16 protein-coding genes are annotated in these 18766 nt (G+C 46.5%); 2 read left to right on the top strand and 14 right to left on the bottom strand.

Features of this window, described 5'->3' with window-relative positions:
- Window positions 1-621: 621 nt before the first annotated feature.
- From rbsB to B6A27_RS00830, 13 genes are all read right to left on the bottom strand, one after another.
- Window positions 622-1554 carry a ribose ABC transporter substrate-binding protein RbsB gene (rbsB, locus tag B6A27_RS00890; RefSeq protein WP_080859615.1) on the bottom strand — a complete coding sequence of 311 codons (933 nt, stop codon included), beginning with the start codon at window positions 1552-1554 and terminating at the stop codon, window positions 622-624.
- Window positions 1555-1594: 40 nt separating this feature from the next.
- A complete protein-coding gene (rbsC, locus tag B6A27_RS00885; protein ID WP_044741590.1) occupies window positions 1595-2560 on the bottom strand; it encodes a ribose ABC transporter permease in 966 nt (321 codons plus the stop codon).
- A complete protein-coding gene (locus B6A27_RS00880; RefSeq protein ID WP_080859611.1) occupies window positions 2560-4035 on the bottom strand; it encodes a sugar ABC transporter ATP-binding protein in 1476 nt (491 codons plus the stop codon). Before B6A27_RS00880 ends, rbsC begins: the two co-directional genes overlap by 1 nt.
- A 51-nt stretch (window positions 4036-4086) precedes the next feature.
- Window positions 4087-4482, bottom strand: coding sequence for a D-ribose pyranase (gene rbsD, locus B6A27_RS00875; RefSeq protein WP_044741589.1), 396 nt, complete (start codon window positions 4480-4482; stop codon window positions 4087-4089).
- Window positions 4479-5375 carry a ribokinase gene (gene rbsK, locus B6A27_RS00870; RefSeq protein ID WP_080859603.1) on the bottom strand — a complete coding sequence of 299 codons (897 nt, stop codon included), beginning with the start codon at window positions 5373-5375 and terminating at the stop codon, window positions 4479-4481. Before rbsK ends, rbsD begins: the two co-directional genes overlap by 4 nt.
- A complete protein-coding gene (locus tag B6A27_RS00865; RefSeq protein WP_080859601.1) occupies window positions 5372-6361 on the bottom strand; it encodes a LacI family DNA-binding transcriptional regulator in 990 nt (329 codons plus the stop codon). The genes rbsK and B6A27_RS00865 overlap by 4 nt, the downstream gene beginning before the upstream one ends.
- 245 nt (window positions 6362-6606) lie before the next feature.
- The gene (manA, locus tag B6A27_RS00860) at window positions 6607-7554 is read right to left on the bottom strand and encodes a mannose-6-phosphate isomerase, class I (RefSeq protein ID WP_080859600.1); all 948 of its coding nucleotides are present in this window, start codon (window positions 7552-7554) and stop codon (window positions 6607-6609) included.
- 20 nt (window positions 7555-7574) lie between these two features.
- Complete coding sequence (locus B6A27_RS00855; protein WP_080859598.1) at window positions 7575-8798, bottom strand: MFS transporter; 1224 nt, start codon at window positions 8796-8798, stop codon at window positions 7575-7577.
- 73 nt (window positions 8799-8871) lie between these two features.
- Complete coding sequence (locus tag B6A27_RS00850) at window positions 8872-9819, bottom strand: MTP-1 family protein (protein ID WP_080859597.1); 948 nt, start codon at window positions 9817-9819, stop codon at window positions 8872-8874.
- A gap of 255 nt (window positions 9820-10074) precedes the next feature.
- Window positions 10075-10905, bottom strand: a complete 831-nt coding sequence (locus tag B6A27_RS00845; RefSeq protein WP_044741583.1) for a carbohydrate ABC transporter permease — start codon at window positions 10903-10905, stop codon at window positions 10075-10077.
- Window positions 10892-11770 (bottom strand): carbohydrate ABC transporter permease, encoded by an 879-nt coding sequence (locus tag B6A27_RS00840; RefSeq protein ID WP_080859596.1) that lies wholly within the window; start codon window positions 11768-11770, stop codon window positions 10892-10894. The genes B6A27_RS00845 and B6A27_RS00840 overlap by 14 nt, the downstream gene beginning before the upstream one ends.
- On the bottom strand, window positions 11771-13099 hold the full coding sequence (locus B6A27_RS00835) for an ABC transporter substrate-binding protein (RefSeq protein ID WP_066150547.1): 1329 nt from the start codon (window positions 13097-13099) through the stop codon (window positions 11771-11773). It lies immediately after the preceding gene.
- A 99-nt stretch (window positions 13100-13198) separates the two neighbouring features.
- Window positions 13199-14266 (bottom strand): BtaManbiosPhlase, encoded by a 1068-nt coding sequence (locus B6A27_RS00830; RefSeq protein ID WP_080859594.1) that lies wholly within the window; start codon window positions 14264-14266, stop codon window positions 13199-13201.
- A 774-nt stretch (window positions 14267-15040) separates the two neighbouring features.
- Here B6A27_RS00830 and B6A27_RS00825 point away from each other — a divergent pair.
- Window positions 15041-16075 carry a substrate-binding domain-containing protein gene (locus B6A27_RS00825; protein ID WP_066150554.1) on the top strand — a complete coding sequence of 345 codons (1035 nt, stop codon included), beginning with the start codon at window positions 15041-15043 and terminating at the stop codon, window positions 16073-16075.
- A 182-nt stretch (window positions 16076-16257) separates the two neighbouring features.
- Here the strand turns inward: B6A27_RS00825 and B6A27_RS00820 are convergent, their stop codons facing one another.
- Window positions 16258-17115 carry a Cof-type HAD-IIB family hydrolase gene (locus B6A27_RS00820; RefSeq protein WP_080859592.1) on the bottom strand — a complete coding sequence of 286 codons (858 nt, stop codon included), beginning with the start codon at window positions 17113-17115 and terminating at the stop codon, window positions 16258-16260.
- A gap of 509 nt (window positions 17116-17624) precedes the next feature.
- On the opposite strand from B6A27_RS00820, the gene B6A27_RS00810 reads away from it, so the two are divergent.
- A complete protein-coding gene (locus B6A27_RS00810; protein ID WP_080859591.1) occupies window positions 17625-18689 on the top strand; it encodes an LLM class flavin-dependent oxidoreductase in 1065 nt (354 codons plus the stop codon).
- Window positions 18690-18766 lie beyond the last annotated feature (77 nt).

The raw sequence follows: 18766 nt of genomic DNA, 5'->3' as shown, positions 1-18766 counted from the left end.
GTATAAGTATATACCCAGAGCTATTAAAAAATTATTGAAGATTTAAACCAATCTCAAATTGATGGATGATGATATAAATGTTTTATGATAAATATCCTCTGTCATTATATTTTGCAATAGAAAAGTACAGACAATGCCATTCCGCTTGAATAAAGCGCGGAACGACTTATATTTATGGAAAGTGATGTCATGATTGTACCCATAAAAGCTACTATTAGACATAAATCAACAAAAAATTATTGTATCCTATTGAATTTTTTTCGCAATCGCAATAAAGAAGTCAAGCTACATCGTCTTACAGAACAGTCATGGAGCTGAAAATAACATTGCTCTGACCTTCGTCATACCAATACATAATTAAAAAGACCGGACAACCACTTGCCTTCCAACTGCAGGTTTTACAAGCTATCGTTTATTCATATTTATACGGTACACAGACCACACAACAAGCGAATCTATTGGATCTTGCCTCACTAATACATGGATGACTTGACAGGTATAGATTCGGACAGTTGCTAGTGTTTTTTCCACATTGACCATCCTTAGTATGCGCACACCAAGACGTCCAAAAAAGAGAGAGCGTTTCGATGGATCGCTCTCTCCCTATTGATTGCAACGTGATTATTCGCCTTTCACTAGTTCTAGCGGTACCGGAATAAAGGATTCTACTTTTTCGCCTTTCGATACTTTGAGGGCTGTTTGTACGGCTTGTTCGCCAATCATTTCCGGCTTTTGCGCTACCGTCGCCGCCATTTTTCCATCTTTGACGGCCTTCACAGCATCTTCTGTGGCGTCAAAGCCGACGACCCATACATCTTTCATGCCGTGCGCTTCCAGTGCTTCTAATGCTCCAAGCGCCATTTCGTCATTATGGGCAAATACGGCCTTGATATCTTTATGGCTTTGCAAAATGTTTTCCATTACGGATAATCCTTTGGCGCGATCAAAGTCAGCCGCTTGTTTCGCGATTACTTTGATATTGGCAGCGCCGTCAATGGCCTGATGGAAGCCTTCGCCGCGTTCACGAGCCGCTGATGAGCCAGGGATTCCTTCCAGTTCAACGATATTGCCGCCATCCTTTAATTTTTCAATTAAAAATTCTCCAGCCATTTTCCCGCCTGCTACGTTATCGGAAGCGATATGTGAGGCCACCTTGCCGCCTTCCGCGCTGCGGTCGACTGTGATGACCGGAATGTTCGCTTGATTCGCCGACTCAATAGCCGATGTTACCGCGCTGGAGTCGGTCGGATTGATTAAAAGGACATCGACACCTTGTTGAATTAAATCTTCAATATCGTTGATTTGCTTTGCCGAATCATTTTGTGCATCCGCAACCGTTAATTCGATATTGGCTTCTTTCGCCGCTTTTTCCGCTCCTTCCTTTAACGTCACGAAAAACGGGTTGTTTAAGGTAGAAATCGATAAACCCACTTTTAGTTTGCCTTCTTTCTTATCCTCGGATTTGCTGCCTGTATCGCCATTGTCTAAAGAGCAGCCCGCTGCTACCCCAACCGCTAAGAGGAGCACTAGCAGCATACTGAAAAATTTCTTCATCATTTCCCCCACTCCTTTGTTTTCTTTCATTTCATCTATATCAAACTTCTTTGCGGCGGTCTAAAATCACCGCAAGAAGAATGACAGCACCTTTAATTAATTGCTGATAAAACGACGAGACATTTAAGAGATTGAGACCGTTATTTAACACACCAATAATCAGCGCGCCAATGAGCGTTCCAAAAATCCAACCGCGGCCGCCCGATAGGCTTGTACCGCCAAGCACCACCGCAGCAATCGCATCGAGCTCGTACGATGTTCCAGCGGTTGGCTGCGCCGAGTTGAGGCGCGAGGTTAAAATAAGTCCCGCAAGCGCTGATAAACCGCCCGTCAACGAATAAATCCAAATTTTCAAGCGGTCGACGCGAATGCCTGATATGCGCGTCGCCTCCTCATTTCCACCAACGGCATACGTATGGCGGCCGAAGGTTGTTTTTTTCAACACAAAATATAGTGCCGCATAAATGACAAGCATCAAAATAATCGGAACCGGAATTCCTAGAAAATAACCACGGCCAAGCATTTGGAACGACAGTTGATCCGAAAATCCGGTAATCGGGCGCCCTTCCGTATAAACGAGCGTCGCCCCTCGGAACACCGTCATGGTCGCCAATGTCGCAATAAATGGCGCGACACGCCCTTTTGTAATAATGATTCCATTCAGCGCCCCCATCACGAGACCAGCCGCAATCCCGACGGCAATGGCAACAGTCCCATTGACTCCGTCTACCATCAAACCGGCAGCAAGCGCACTGGAAAGCGCCAGTACAGAACCAACCGATAAATCAATGCCACCTGTTAAAATGACAAACGTCATTCCAAAAGCAATCAATGCATTAATGGATACTTGACGAAAAATATTCAGCCAATTGTCTACTGTTAAGAAATGATCGCTTAATAGCGACAACACGATACACAACAAGATAAAGCCGATGAGCGGTCCCAGCTTTTTCATTTCCAAGCGCCAAGCTGCTCCAGTCTGTGCGAGTTTATCCGGATGCTGCATTATTCATTCCCTCCCGTCGCCGCGCGCATAATCGTTTCTTGATCGATCTGTTCATTGTCGAAAATGGCACTGACCTTTCCTTCATGCACCACCATAATCCGGTCACTCATCCCTAGAATCTCTGGCAATTCAGAGGACACCATCACGATGGCCACACCTTGTGCCGTCAGCTCGTTCATAATCTCATAAATCTCCTTTTTGGCTCCTACATCCACACCGCGAGTCGGTTCATCTAAAATCAGAATGCGCGGATTCATCATGAGCCATTTCCCAAATACCACCTTTTGTTGATTTCCTCCGCTTAGCGCCTTCACTTCCAGTTCAGCAGAAGCGGTTTTAATGTTTAAGCGGGCAATCAGCGACCGGACAAGCTCCGCTTCTTGTTTTGCGCGAATGATTCCCGCCGATGCTAGCTTTTCCGATGTCGGCAGTGTTAAATTTTCGCGAACGCTCATACTGAGCACAAGCCCTTTCATTTTCCGGTCCTCAGTAATAAAAGCCATTCCGTGTTCAATCGCCTGCCGCGGCGAGCCAAGCTTGACGGGCTGGTGATCAATATAAACGGCTCCTTCATCGACTTTGCGGATGCCAAAAAGCGCCTCCATTATTTCCGTGCGGCCGGCTCCCATTAAACCGGCGACACCTAAAATTTCTCCCGATCTCACAGAAAAGGAAACGTTATGAAACACGCCTTTTTGCGTCAGATTTTCCACCCGAAGCACTTCGTCGCCGATTGGCGCTGTTCGCTTTGGAAAACGCTCTCCGATTTGCCTGCCGACCATCATATGGACGATGTCATCGAAGTCGGTTTCAGCGATGGATTTCGTTCCGATCATTCTTCCATCCCGCAACACGGAAATTCGTTCGCAAATGGTGAAAATTTCCTCCATCCGGTGAGAAATATAAATAATGGCCACACCTTGCTGTTTCAGCGTTCGAATCACAGTAAACAAGGTTTGAATTTCCCGATCTGTCAGGGCGGCGGTCGGTTCGTCCATAATCAGACATTTGGCATCGGTCGACAGCGCTCGAGCAATCTCAATAATTTGCTGTTTCCCCACCGACAGCTTCCCAGCGATTTCATTCGGAGCGATGTCAACGCCGAGCTTCTGCAAATAAACAGAGGCTTGGTTTTCCATTTCCTTGCGCCGAATAATGCCTGTCCGGCCAACCGTGTGCTCCCGTCCTAAAAAAATATTTTCCGCTACCGTTAACGTAGGAATGACGCTCAATTCTTGATGAATAAACACAATCCCGTCGCGTTCGGCCTCTTTCGGATGGCGATAATGCACGTCTGTTCCATTGACGGCAATGGTCCCACCATCCTTTTCATACATCCCTGTTAAAATTTTCATTAACGTCGATTTCCCCGCTCCGTTCTCCCCCATCAAGGCATGCACTTCTCCAGAGCGAATCTCCAAATCGATTCCGTCTAAAACAAGATGATGATGAAACGATTTCCTAATTCCTTTCATTTGAATCAACGGTGCTGTCACGGTTCCTCTCCCCCTTTCCCAAACCGCCTGTTAAAAATTCACTCCTGAATGAAGAATCATATTGGCATAAGGAGTCGCTTCTCCCGTACGGATGACCGCCTTGGCCGCATGAAGCATTTCTTTGAATTGTTCATGGGAAACAAAGTGCTGCTCAACTCCTGAAAAACGCTGCTGAATCGCCTCATACATGTTCGGATTATGCGTTTTCATTTCTTCCGCTACGGTGATTGCTTCAATTTCCAATTCCGCCAAGAGCGGATCCAATACAGCTAAAAAGGATGGAACTCCCTTGACAATGGATAAATCAATGCGAATCACTTCATCCGGAATCGGCAGACCGCAATCGGCTATGACAATTGTATCCGTATGGCCAAGTGAAGCTAAAACCGTGCTCAGTTCTTTATTTAAAATACCGTCCTTTTTCATAATCCTTCTCCTTTCGCAGCCTCAAGCAATTGGATGACTTCTTTCTCTGTCGGCATTCCGCCCTGCGCCCCAAGCTTGGTGACGGATAAAGCAGCGGCAGCATTGCCAAAGCGGCACGCCTCCTCCAGTTCCATTCCTTTGCTCAAGGCGACTGCGAGCGCGCCATTAAACGTATCGCCAGCGCCCGTTGTATCGACGACTGGTACCCGGAAGCCCGGAACGATCATTTGCTTTCCGTTTTTAGTGATGGAAACACCGCGCGCGCCTTCTGTGACGACAAGCTTAGCGGCCCATTTCTCGCGGTCCTGTTCAGGAAAAATGATGCCGCATTCATGTTCATTCGGTGTCACTAGATCTATTTGCTCCAACAGCGCCGGCGGCAGGGGCTGTGCCGGCGCCGGATTTAAGATAACAAAAACGCCATGCTTTTTGGCCAAGGCAACGGCCCGCTCCACGACAGCAAGCGGAATCTCCAGCTGCAATAAACAAATATCGCTCTTGGCAATGACAGCTTCATGCTGCTCCAAGTATTCGGGCTGCAGCGCATAATTCGCCCCGGGAACGACAATGATGCGATTGTCGCCATCCGACACCGTAATCATCGCCGTGCCTGTTTCCACATCTGTAACCGGTTTCACACCGTCGATAAAAATCCCCTCATTGTCAAGCTGGCGCTTTAGCACCTCGCCAAACGTGTCGCTGCCTACCGCGCCAATCATATGGACCTCCGCCCCAAGACGAGCAGCCGCCACCGCTTGATTGGCGCCTTTGCCGCCGGGGATGAGGTGAAACTTTTCGCCTAATACGGTTTCACCTTGCTCCGGAACACGTTTTGTCACCGTGACCAAATCCATATTTAAGCTCCCAATGACGGTAATCACTGGTTTTTTCATCTCGTTCCTCTCCTTTGCGTCGATTGCCTTTCCACCAGCTTCACAGGCAGCACATAATGAAGCTGTTCAAGCGGTTTAGCTTCAATTTTTTTCACTAAAATCCGGGCAGCGATCGCTCCCATCTCATAAATAGGCTGTGAGATCGTCGATAATTCGGGAGTCGTCATTTCCGTCAGCGGAATGCCGTCATACCCGATAATGGCCACATCCCCCGGCACCCGCAAACCGAGCTGTTGCACCGCCTTCAGTGCTCCCACTGCCATCGCGTCGTTTCCAGCAAAAATGCCGTCCATTTTATGTTCTTGCAGCGCTCGCAGCGTCGCCTCTTTTGCTTGTTTTAATTGATAGTTTCCTTGAATAATCAACTGTTCATTCCAAAGACCCAGCTCCTGCATTTCATCACGGTATCCGCGAAAGCGCTCCATCGCGTTCACCACGTGGGTCGGCCCTTGAATGTGGGCGATTTTCCGGCAGCCGATGTCGTACAAATGCCTTGTCGCTAAACGCGCGCCACCGTAATTGTCAGCGATGACAGACGGAAATGAATGCATCGATGGCCGGTCGAGAACAACAACCGGAACCCCCAGCTCCAACACCTCATCGCTTTCTAGCTGATTGGTCGTCAAAATAATGCCGTCCACATATTTTTGCTTTAAAATCCCGATGTATTGCTTTTCTTTTTCGCTTTTTTCATCAGAGTTGCACAAAATCACCGTGTAATCATAAATATTCATGACATCTTCAACGGCCCGAACAAGCTCTGGAAAAAACGGGTTAGAAATATCGGGAACGATGAGCCCAATCGTTTTCGATGTTTTCTTAAATAAGGTTCGTGCTACTTCGTTCGGTTTATAATTCAGTTGTTCAATCGCTTTTTTCACTCGTTTTTCGGTATCTTCGTTGACGTAGCCGTTTTGATTCAGCACACGCGAAACGGTCGCCACCGATACACCTGCCAATTTAGCAACATCACGAATCGTTGCCATCCTGATTCTCTCCACCTTTATCTCTGTAACCGGTTACATACACTATAACAGAATTCTATTAAAAGAGGCAAGAGATTTTTTATTATAAATATTACTCGTGTCGCCAGTTCCAATCGATTCACTTATGATTCCTGTACTGAACGGTATCTGTCATGTCAAAGCTCACATTCGATGAGCGGTCATACCAAAACGTAACCGCTCACCGAAGACGGAAGGAAAGTCCACCTTCCCTATTCATCTATATATTACGGTTGCGACGCAATGAGTTGGACATGTCCCGTGATTCGAAATGGGCCAAATTGATACGGTAACAGCAAGTGGTCTCCCTTTTGCAGCGGCCATTCTCCTTCTTCCGTGGCTATCGCTCCCGTCCCGGCCATTACGCTCAGCAGCAGAAACGGTTGAATTCGTTCCATTTCAAGCCGTGGATGCACCTCCCATTTTGAAACCGTAAAGTAGTCGCTCCGCACCCATGTCGTCACCGTCGCCCCCGCCATTTTGACCACGGTTGGCTCGATTGACTGCTGTACATGGGGCACCGTGATCACATCAAGCGCTTTTTCAACATGTAGCTCGCGCGGCTTGCCATCGCGATCACGGCGTCCATAATCATATACGCGGTAGGTTGTATCCGAGTTTTGCTGCGTCTCTAAAATAAGCAAACCGGAGCATAGAGCGTGAACCGTGCCGCTTGGAACATAAAAAAAGTCCCCCGCCTTTACCTGTACACGCTGCAGCAGCTGATCCCACTGTTCCCTTTTCATCATATCGGCCAGCTCTTCCTTTGTTTTCGCTCGATGTCCGAAAATAATCTCGGCACCTTCTTCGCAATCGATGACATACCAGCATTCCGTTTTTCCCCATTCGCCCTTTTCATAGTTGGATGCATATTCATCATCAGGATGCACTTGCACAGATAAATCGTCATTGGCATCAATGATTTTGGTTAGTAAAGGGAAACGGTCACTGTCATAGTAGCCGAATAATTCGCGATGCTCCTGCCATAGCTGCCCGAGCGGCATTCCTGCCCATTCACCAGAACGTACCACGCTTTGCCCGTTTGGATGAGCCGAAATGGCCCAACACTCGCCTGTTCGTTCAGAAGGAATATCATATCCGTATACATCGCGCAATTTGGTTCCGCCCCAAATTCTTTCTTGGAAAACCGGGCGGAAAAAGATCGGCTGTTTCATTCCTGCATCCTCCCTTTATTTTAAGTTAATGTCCTGCCCGCCTCTGTTTGATTTTTATGCCAAATCAAGTACAGCACAGGGATCATCGCCACATAAATCAATGGAAACAAGCTAAAGGATACCGGCAGCAGCTGGTCGAAATCGAGGTAATTCCGCATCATGAAAAAAATAAAGACTCCCGCCATTCTTCCGAGACCGAGCGGAATTTCCCTGACAGTAATATAGTCGAGCTGCATCAGCTTATAGCAAGGATCTTTTTCAATCGCTGCATAAATCAGCGCGTTCATCGTTGTATTCATCATGTTCAAGGCGATCGGTTTCATAAGCACGAACAACATCAGACTTAGCATCGTTGGCTGATAGGCCAAAAAGAGCGAACTGAGCCAAATGCCCAGCGTTCCGATTGTGTACACAAGCATCCGTTGATCTGGACGCGATCGGCGTGCGAGGATCACCAAAGAAACAATCGAAACAAGCTCTGACATCATTTGAAAAACCCCAAGCTTCCACTCTCCACCAGCCACCTGATACATCATCATGGAAATCAAAAATGTGACATATACTCCAGAAGCAATCCCGTCTCCCAGCATCACGAGATACATGCGCTTCCATTCCTTTGGGGCATGGAGCAGCACAGCCAGCAAACGGCTCTGCAGCTCGACAGGCCGCTCTGGAATACGCAGCGAGACGATGGCCGCCAAACCAAAAAAGACACAGGCCATAAAAAAGACAAGATAGTAACCGAGCATCTGATCAAACCAACTAATCACCGCACCTGAAACGAGAGGGCCGGCCACTCCGCCCATCGCCGTCACCAAGCCTTGCATGTATAAAAATCGGTCTCTTCCGCGATTTGTCGTCATATCCAAGTTGGCCATATGCATGCCAACAGAGAATAGACTGATCGCCAATCCCTGCAGCAACCCCAATAAAAGAAGGTGATGAATCAGCGCATCGCGAAGGACGAGCGCCAGCAAGTAAGAAAGAAAATAACCGGCAATGCCCCAGCGCATCGTTGCCATCGGGCTTGTTTTCCGCGCCAGCCATGCACAGAAATAAAAGCTGCATAAAATAAAGAGCGACGTATAGAAGCTATATTGGGCCAGCAGCGTAAAGGTGCGATCCAGCCGCCATATAAAAATTTGCAAGAACATCCCTGACAGCGCATTTCCGAATGAAAATAATCCAGTCATCGCTAAATAATACGTTGCCTCTGGCGATACATCACGCAGAAAACCCTTCATGGTTCATGACCTCTATTATTTTTTGGCAATATGAATCTACTCTTCTCAACCCCCTGTATGCACAAGCCCTTGTTTACTTAATCGTTTCATATTTGATAAATGGATCGGGGATCGTAATCTTTTGCGCCTCCGCGTCGCTGATGCCCGCGTATAAATCAGCGGTGCCATCTCCTTTACGGATCAAGCCGCCGCTGAACACGACGTCCTCCAGATCAGGCCGCTTAGCAGCTCCGGCCAAAAAGTGCGATCTTGCCGCAATCAATTCGATATCTGAATATTCCCCTGTCTCAGGATCAAGAGCAAATACCATCGGATAATAATGGCGGTTTCCTTCTTCATCAAAACAAGCGATATGGCCTAAAATACCCACCAGCCCATTCTCCAGCAAATGCGGCTCGTTCGCTCCGCCCCATTCTTCTTCTGCAAACTGTCCCTCTAAAAGCGGAGCTTCATGGATGACGTCAATGGTAAAATCATCAAGCGATGAAATGCGGGTAAATCCAATCTTGCCGCGGCCTCCCTTTGCTCCTTGCGGCCGCGTAATCACACCAATGGATCCGTCTTGCAGTTCGATTAATCGCAAATCCTTCATTCCATCTGGACCTTTCGCAAACTCCCGCAGCTCGCGAATCGTCTTTCCCCTGTAAAATACCGTTCTCCATCCTAGCGCTCCTTCGATGACCGGATGCGGGAAAGTTTGCACTCCGCCAAAAATCAACTCACCGCCAATTTTCGTAAAGAAAGGATCTTGCAGCTGGAAAATCGGGGCTCCTTCCCGCGGCACCCACTCCCCATGGCGATTCACAAAAAAATACACTTCCGAGCGCTCGCTGTCACGAGGCTCCACCCGTCCGGCAATGACTTGCTCGCCATCCTCTTCAAATGGCGCGGAAATATTGTACACGTCGCGATCGCCGACACCTTTAAATATTAATTTTTCAGGATGAACGGGCTGCGGGCGATATTGAAATTCCTCCAATAGCATCGCGCAAGTTTTGACCGCTGTTTTTTTTAATTGCATAAAAATCCTCCTACACTTTTACTATCCATATCCAATAGGAAAAACCTACAACGGGAAGAATCCTGCGGCTTTCCTTTTCGTCACGCACCCACGTATCAAAGGTTGAAGCCACGCCGCATCCCGCCCCATGGACGGTTCGATAAAGCGGCGTCGTTCGGTCACCCCACCGACGGAGAAAACGTCTCAAACTCTGGATTCATTTCTGCAACAGCCGCCGTTTTCCCTTGTGACGTTCCTTCATATCGGTAGCCGCTTTTATTTCAGCACAAACTGCATTCCCTCTTTGAAATTCCTGCTAAAGATGATAAATAAAATTAAAATTGGCAGCGTCAGCAGCACAGAGGCCGCATACATCGGGCCAGGATATCCTCCATACGGGCCGAACATTTGCGCCAACAGCACATTGAGCGTCAGCATTTTTTCACTGTTCACCACTAACATATCCCATAATAGTTCAACCCATCTTTCCATAAAGAGAAACAGAAAAATAATCGTCGTAATCGACTTGGACATCGGCAAAATAATCCTGGTGATGATCTTCAGCTGTCCCGCCCCATCCATTTTAGCCGCTTCTATCAGCTCATCTGGTATGCTGCGGAAAAAGTTTGTATACATAAAAATCGCCCACAAATTGACAGCCTTCGGTAAAATCATCGCCCAATACGTATCGTACAATCCAAAATAACGAATAATTAAAAACAGAGGAATTAATAGAATAATCGCAGGATAAAACATTTGAAACAGAATCATATTATTAATCAAACGGTTGCCTTTAAATTTCAGTTTGGCTAGAGAATACCCAACCAAAATGGCTGTGGTCAGCATAAGCAACGTAGAGGACACCGTCACAAGCAAACTATTAAAGAACGCACGCAGCCATGGCCGCGGTATGACGTTCTCTCCTCCCGTCAACAACCATTCATACGAACGCAGCGTCAGCTTCGTTGGAATGATTTTACGATCCACCTGTTCCCACGGGGCTAGCGAGCTCAATATCATATACAAGTAGGGAAAGACCATGATGATAAGCACTATGAACGCCAATGTATAAAGCAGCGCTGTCTTGAATCGCTTATTCCCAACCATGCTTGGCACCCCACTTCTCTAAGATTTTGCGAAAGACAAGAATAGAAGCAAAGGTCACAATGGAGTTGATAATGGCTACCGCTGTTCCATATCCGGCATTTAATTTTTCAAATGCCTGATTATAAATTTCTAGCTGCCACGTATGTGTTGAATAATCAGGGCCTCCGCCCGTTAATACATACGGTTCTGTAAAAATGCCAAACATAAGACCTACCGCTAAAATCGTCACTGTATAGAAGGAAGGATACAGCATCGGAATCGTAACATACCAGAACCGCTTCCAGCCAACCGCCCCATCCATTTCGGCTGCTTCATAAATTTCTTTTGGTATGCTCTCTAATCCAGATAAAAATAATAACGCATAATAGCCGACGAATTTCCAAGCCATCATGAGCGCAATCATAAGCGGAGCTAAAATGGGGGAGTCGAGCCAATTAATATCCATCCCTAAATGATTTCGGAAAAAAATATTCAATGGGCTGTTATAAGAAAGAACCCCTTTTACTACAATCGCTGAAGCTACCCCCGACGCTAAATAAGGAAGGAAATATCCCACCGAAAACAGCCCCTTCAATCGAGGCAACGAGTGGATAATCAAAGCCAAAAAAAGCGCGCCGGCAACTACAATAGGAACAAACATGAGCATAAATTTATATGTCGTCCAAAAAGCGGCTCTGACGCTTTGGCTAAAAAAAGCTTCGATAAAATTTTGAAGCCCGACCGTTTCATAATCTGGAGCAATTAAGTTCCAATTTGTAAAAGCTAAATAAAGCGCCCATATCAACGGAAACAAAAAGAAAATGAATGAATAGATAAGGTAGGGGCTGGCTAAAAGCCAACCCAGCCTTGCTGTCGTTTTGTTCATTTATTTTAACACCCCATCAATTGCCTTTTTCATATCCTCCCATGCTTTCTCAGGAGTTTTTTGTCCTTTGATCACAGGTGTTAACGCTTCTTTTCCAATAAGTTCTTGGATTTCGACCGTTTTCTCATTATCAACTGGCGGAATCGCGTTCGGAATGTTTTCTGCATATTGCTTTAATTGCGGATTTTCCTCCAAATAAGAGACAAAGGCCTCATTTGTGGACAAATCGTCGCGCGCAGGCGGTAAATTCGTTTGCTTGAACCAATCCAAATCATGCTTCACATCGGAATAAACCCAGCGAATAAAATCGAACGCCGCTTGCTGCTGTTCTTTCGTAGCCGAAGCATAAATCACAAGACCTTTTGTATCGGCAAATGTTTTCGCGTTGTTTGGATCAACATCATCAGGCACCGGAGGTAAGGACAAGGCATAATTTTGCTGGAATTTCATCTCTGGAAACTTTTCTGCCCAGTACGGGAATGTCCACGGCCCAAGGTCTACCATAATGGATGTCGCATTTTCAAATGGATCGGTTGCTTCCCGCGTTAACAGTAAATCATTTTTCTGAAGCTCCTTAAAAAATTGCAGCGTTTTCACTCCTGCCTGATCGTCTACAACGAGTTGATTTCCCTTCATGAAGTTATTGCCATCAGAAGCGGCATTATATAGCATAAAGAAGTCAAACCATCTCGCCCACCATGTTGGCTTCACTAAATCGGCCCGCGCCCACAAAAATTTATCAGGATATTTCTCTTTAAGTTTTTGGCCAACCTCCATTACCTCACTATACGTTTTCGGCGGCTCTTGATACCCAAGCTCCTTTAAAATATCCATTCTCCAGCCAAATAGCATGGCGTTCGAATAAATCGGCAACACATATTGATGCTGATCGGCGAACTCCCAGCTCGAAATCGTCGTTTTCATATTCCGTTGTTCAATCAGCTCATCAAATCCCTTTAATTCATCCAGCGGCACAATGGCCCGGCTCGCGGCCAGCTGGGCGGCAAATCCCCTTGAAATATTTTCAGAAACCGCCGGAGCATGCCCAGAGGCGATCGCTGATTGAATTCCCGCTTCAGATGAAGGGCTTTCCGGCATCGGCGACACTTTGATTTTCACATTCGGATGATCCTTCATATATTCATCTGCCATACTCTTCCAAAAAGCTTGCTGTGTCGGATTAGGGGCAGCCCAAAAATCAAATGTCACGGTTTGGCTCGATTTCCCTTCTTTCGCACCCGTGTCTTTGTCGGCATTTTGACATCCGGCGCTGATCAGAGCGACCGTAAGCAATGCCGCTGCCATTTGGACAAAACCTTTCTTTTTCATGCGTATTCCCCCTTCAAAACTAAAATTTTATAATGGAAAAGACAACAAAAAAAGTTGCCTTTTTCACCATGGATCCATTCGCGAGAATGAGAGACTTGATTACATGTAAACTAACTTTTCCATCATTTCGTTCAAGCTGAGCTCGGCCCCCGCAATCGCTTCATCAGCCGCGCCATAATAAATGATCACTTTATCTCCTTCCAACAATGCCCCGCAAGTGAAGACCACATTGCCGAAAAACCCGTTTTTTTCGTAATCGGCTTGCGGCTCTAAAATCGGCTCCTCTGTTTTTGCAAGAATTTTAGTCGGATCATTCAGATCAAGAAGCAATGCCCCCAAACAATAGCGGTCATGCCGATCCGCAGCATGATAGATTTCCAACCATCCCTTATCCGTCTTAAACGGAACGGCCCCTCCGCCAATCCGGCCATTATCCCAGCCGTTCTCGCTCAACCCCAACAAATATTGATGGTTTCCCCAGTACAGCAAATTATCCGATTCCGCAATCCAAATTTCCGGCCTGCCAATTCCTTTTGGTACCGGACGATGCAAGGCGTAATACTTTCCGTTAATTTTTTCAGGAAAAATCGCGACATCTTTATTTTCCGGATGAAGCATCAATCCTAATCGTTCATAAGTGACAAAGTCCTTTGTGGAGACGAGCCCGACGCCAATTCCTTCTGCCGATACCGCACTATATTGAATGTAATACGTATCGCCAATTTGCGTGACGCGCGGGTCTTCTACCCCCCACGCTTCCCGTTTGGTTTCCGGATAAATAAACGGCTTGTCATCAATCGTAAAATGACGCCCATCTTTGCTGCGGGCAATGCGAATATACGATATCGATGTTAAATAAGCGACTCCGCGCGCAGAATCTTTATAGGCAATGACACGAGGATCAGAAAAATCAAATCGGGCATCCTGCTTATGCAGTTCAATCACCTTTAACTTCCCTTCGCCGTTTGAAAAATCAATGACGGGTGCTTTGACAAGCTGAGTGTCTTGGCTGATTGGTCGTTCGGCCACCCGAAGCAGCAGCAAAAATTCCCCATTGTATTTAGCGACTCCTGCATTAAATACCCCTATCACCTCATGATGATCGTGAAAAGGTTTCACATCTTTTGGGGTGATAAGCGGGTTTTCCGGAAAGCGATAAACATTCATACATCCATTCCTCCAAACTGATGATCTTTGATACACGGTCATAACAGCTTTTTCCTCTACCAAAGGCGACTGGGAAACACATTCATAACCCAAGAAAATGAAAGCGCTTAACAAACAGTAAAGAAATTATTTGTAACGTTACAAAACGATTTGTAATTGATTACTTTATTTTTGTAATCTTTCAATAAATTATTTCACCTTTTGTTTTGCTCGTCAATACTTTTTTATGAATTTTACGAATGAACTTTTATTTTATATAATAGACTTTCTTACCATTACAAATAATATTGTAACGTTATTAATAATTATTGTAATGTTAGGTCATTTATGTTATTTTTTTATTTACAAACGACTCCTTTCCTTACTAGAGGACGATGACAAATTGCAGGATAGCTGTCAGCCGCTTTCCGGCTTATAATAATGAATGACAACCATCCCAGCCGTTTTCAATACATGTTGGTGAGCGATTATTTGATGAAAAACGTAGAATGACCTGAGGGAACACCAGCTTTTCCGCCTCTTCCCTCGAACAAGAGCGAGGGGGCCAAACCATCTGTCCGCAAAGCATTCATGGTTCGAGAAGAGCATGATGGATCAACATGTCCAGCGGATGGAACAGCTAAAAATCAAGCGATTTGAATGGAATCATTAATAGGCTCCTACACTTGGCGCTTGGTTTAAGTGAACAGGTCATGATTGATGCCCTCCCATCTCAGCAAGGTGAATGGCCCGCGTGTGTATCGCTAAACTGCAGAAAGATAGTAGGTGTGAAAAATGAAAAAGAAAGTTACGATGCAAGATATCGCAGATCGGTTAAACATATCGAAAAATTCTGTTTCGCAGGCGCTTCGAGGGAAAGATGGGGTCAGTGAAGAAACGCGCGAGCTTGTGATGCGCGTAGCGAAAGAAATGGGGTATCAATATCCTGACTCCCGAAAGCAAACCAGCCAAAAAAGGACGGGAAACATCGGGCTGATTGCCTCTGACCGCGCCTTTTCATTTAAAAATTTTTTTGGCGAAATTTATTTAAGCATTGAAAAAGAAGTATTAAAACGCGGCATGCATTTGCATATCCAATCGATTCATCAAGAACAAAAAAACCGGCTCATCCTGCCGGCGTTTATTGAAAACAAAACAGTCGATGGCGTTTTAATTCTTTCCCACATCAGCACAGACTATATCAACAAAGTGATTTCGACGGGCATTCCGACCGTTCTCGTCGATCACCATCATCCCAATATTCATGCCGATGCGGTACTCACGAACAATCGTTTTGGCGCCTATGTCGCCGTTCAGCATCTGATTGAATTAAACCATCGCGATATTGCGTTTGTCGGCGATATTGATTATTCGCCGAGCTATGAAGAACGGTACGAAGGATATTTGCTCGCGCTCAGAGATTATGGGATGGAACCGAATCCCGCGTTTCTTTTTACAGATGCCGAAGAAAAGGAAGAGACGATCCTCGGCTATATCCGCCAATTGAAGCAGCAGCCGACCGCATGGTTTTGCGTCAACGACGGACTCGGGTTTTTAGTCAATTCCGGCTTGAGACAGCAAGGGATTCTCGTTCCAGAGCAAGCATCCATATGCAGCTACGATAATGGACAATTATCAAAAATTTCAACTCCGAAAACAACAACGGTCGATATTGACCTAGAGCTTTACGGGAAACGGGCAGTCGAACAGCTTTTCTGGAGAATGGAGCATCCCCACGAACCATTCCAGGAGATGCTGCTTTCTTCCAAGCTGATTAAACGGGAATCGACCGCTCCGGCTCCAAAACAAATCGTGAATAAAAGCAGTTAATCTTTCAAAAAATCTCTGCCTTGAAACGGTATGTAGATAAAAGGTTTGCGGTCACAGACATTCACGTTCTGTGACCGCCATGCATCTCCCACTTTCGCAAATGCCGCCAAAAATAGGGCTTCCTGAGAAAAAAAACAAACCAGGCCACTCAGCTTCGATCGCTGCAGCCCTGCCCAACACCCTTAGACATTTTGGAGCATTTCACGTATCGCATAAGCAACGCCGTGCTCGTTGTTAGTTTTAGTAACCCAGTGGCAGATGCGCTTCACTTCTTCTTCCGCATTGCCCATCGCCACGCTTCTCCCCGCTTTTTGCAGCATCGATAGATCGTTTAAATTGTCGCCAATCGCCACGACCTCGTTCATATCAATTCCTCGTTTTGCCGCCCATCTTTCGAGCGCGATCCCTTTTTGCGCATCGCGATGATTGATTTCAAGATTGTGATGGGCAGACGATGTAACACAAAGCGCTTCACATGCTATAAATGTGTTCTTAACATGGGCGAGCGCTTCTTGATCTAAGGAAAAAAGGAGAAGCTTATAGATGTCAATCCCGCGGTCCAACAATGGCTGAAAGTGATCCGTCCAACGCAGATACCCGGAAGCGATATAATCGGCAAACTGCCGCCTTACACGCTCCTCATCAGCCTGTTCGTTCGCGCTCTGAGCGATATCCAGCCGGATCTGCAACGATTTCTCCTTGCTTTTGGAATAAATGCCTTCATTCGTGCATACTTCCAAGTGGACGCCGTGCTCTTGGCATGCTTGATCGACTTCAAGAAACAACGAAGCGTCAAGCGGGATACGCGTGAGCTGCCGTCCATCCTGATCGCGGACATCAGCCCCATTCAAACAAATGATGGGAACGCGAAGATCCGCTTCTCTTAACGGACCGCTGGCTGTATAATACGTGCGCCCCGTCGCAATAACCACCTCGATCCCTTGAGCTTGTGCCTGCTTGATCGCTGCCGCATTTTCAGCGGTTACCCTTCCTGCGCTGTTTAACAGCGTTCCATCCATATCAATCGCTATTAATTTCATCGTTTATTTTCCACGCCTTTCCTATCTTTTCGTTCATCCAATCTCACCAACAGATGTCATTCATGATCTCATATAAGAATGCCGAGCCTTGCTTAGGCAAAAGCAAAAATCCAATCCTATCAAACCATCAGCCATGCTTCACGATACTCATGGTTGGCTACCTACAGCTTATGGTGATGCTCTCATTTTATCGCGTTTGGCTCAATCGTGCCAATCATGAGGCTCCCGCAAGCCCATGAATACCTCAAACCAAGCCATGAAAAGCGGTCCGTCCAGCGATGGAATGAACGGCGAAAAAAATGACACCAAGACAAAAGAAACGGCGGCATCAAAAACGCTCTCAAATCATCCTCTTGCCAATTTATACATCCCGCCACGTACGAACGAGTTCGGTTGTCTGAAAAACACTTGGCAGACAAGGAGGGAAGAGCAAACAAGGTGATTTATTTGAGCTGAGACGCTTGCTATGATAATGTCAGACTATATAGAACATAAGCGAGGGATAAAAAATGGAGATAGGTGTCACTACATTTGTCGAAACAACCCCGGATGTCCATACGGGCAAGACGATCAGCCATGCCGAACGGATCCGGGAAGTAATTGAGGAAATTACATTGGCTGATCAAGTCGGGCTTGATGTTTTCGGAGTGGGAGAGCATCATCGGAAAGACTACGCCAGTTCGAGTCCAGCTACTATTTTAGCCGCAGCGGCCGCATTGACCAAGCGCATTCGCCTGACAAGCGCCGTAACCGTCTTGTCTTCTGATGATCCCGTTCGAGTCTTCCAACAGTTTTCAACCGTCGATGCGATTTCAAACGGACGGGCGGAAATCATGGCAGGTCGGGGGTCTTTTATTGAATCCTTCCCTCTGTTTGGTTATGACTTGGAAGATTACCACGAGCTTTTCAACGAAAAGCTGGAGTTGCTGTTAAACATTCGCGAATCAGAAATAGTCTCTTGGAGCGGAAAATTTCGGCCAGCCATTCAACATCGAGGCGTTTATCCGCGCCCTGTCCAAAATCCGCTGCCTGTCTGGATTGCCAGCGGCGGAACGCCGGAATCGGTCGCTCGCGCCGGCATGCTCGGTTTGCCGCTCGTTTTGGCCATTATCGGCGGCAGCCCGCTGCATTTTGCGCCACTTGTGAAGCTGTATAAGCGAGCGGCGAAACAACATGGCCACGATCCAGCAAAATTAACGGTCGCTTCGCACTCTCATGGGTTTATCGCGGAGAATACGGATATCGCTGCGGAAAAATTTTTCCCGTCCACCCAATATGCCATGAATGTCATCGGAAGAGAACGCGGATGGGCTCCATACACTCGGGAAACATTTGATGCGGCCCGTAGACTGGAGGGGGCCTTATATGTGGGAGATCCGAAAACCGTAGCGGAAAAAATTATTTTTCTCCGCAAAAATGTGGGGATTACGCGTTTTATGCTCCACGTACCGGTTGGCTCCATGCCGCATGAAGATGTCATGAAAGCGATTGAATTGCTTGGAAAAGAAGTAGCGCCTATCGTTCGTGAGGAAATTGACCGCTGGGAAGCGGAACAGAAAGAAGAAACGATCTAAATCCAGCTATAGAGCCAATGACACTCGCCAATACTTGCGGTCAAAAGCAGGTGGCGATGGGCCTTCCACACGCCAAC

This window comes from Anoxybacillus sp. UARK-01, assembly GCF_002075365.1.
In the GTDB taxonomy this organism is placed as follows: Bacteria; Bacillota; Bacilli; order Bacillales; family Anoxybacillaceae; genus Anoxybacteroides; species Anoxybacteroides rupiense.
Note: the sequence above shows the minus strand (reverse complement) of the source record. Positions and strands in the feature narration are given on the sequence as shown.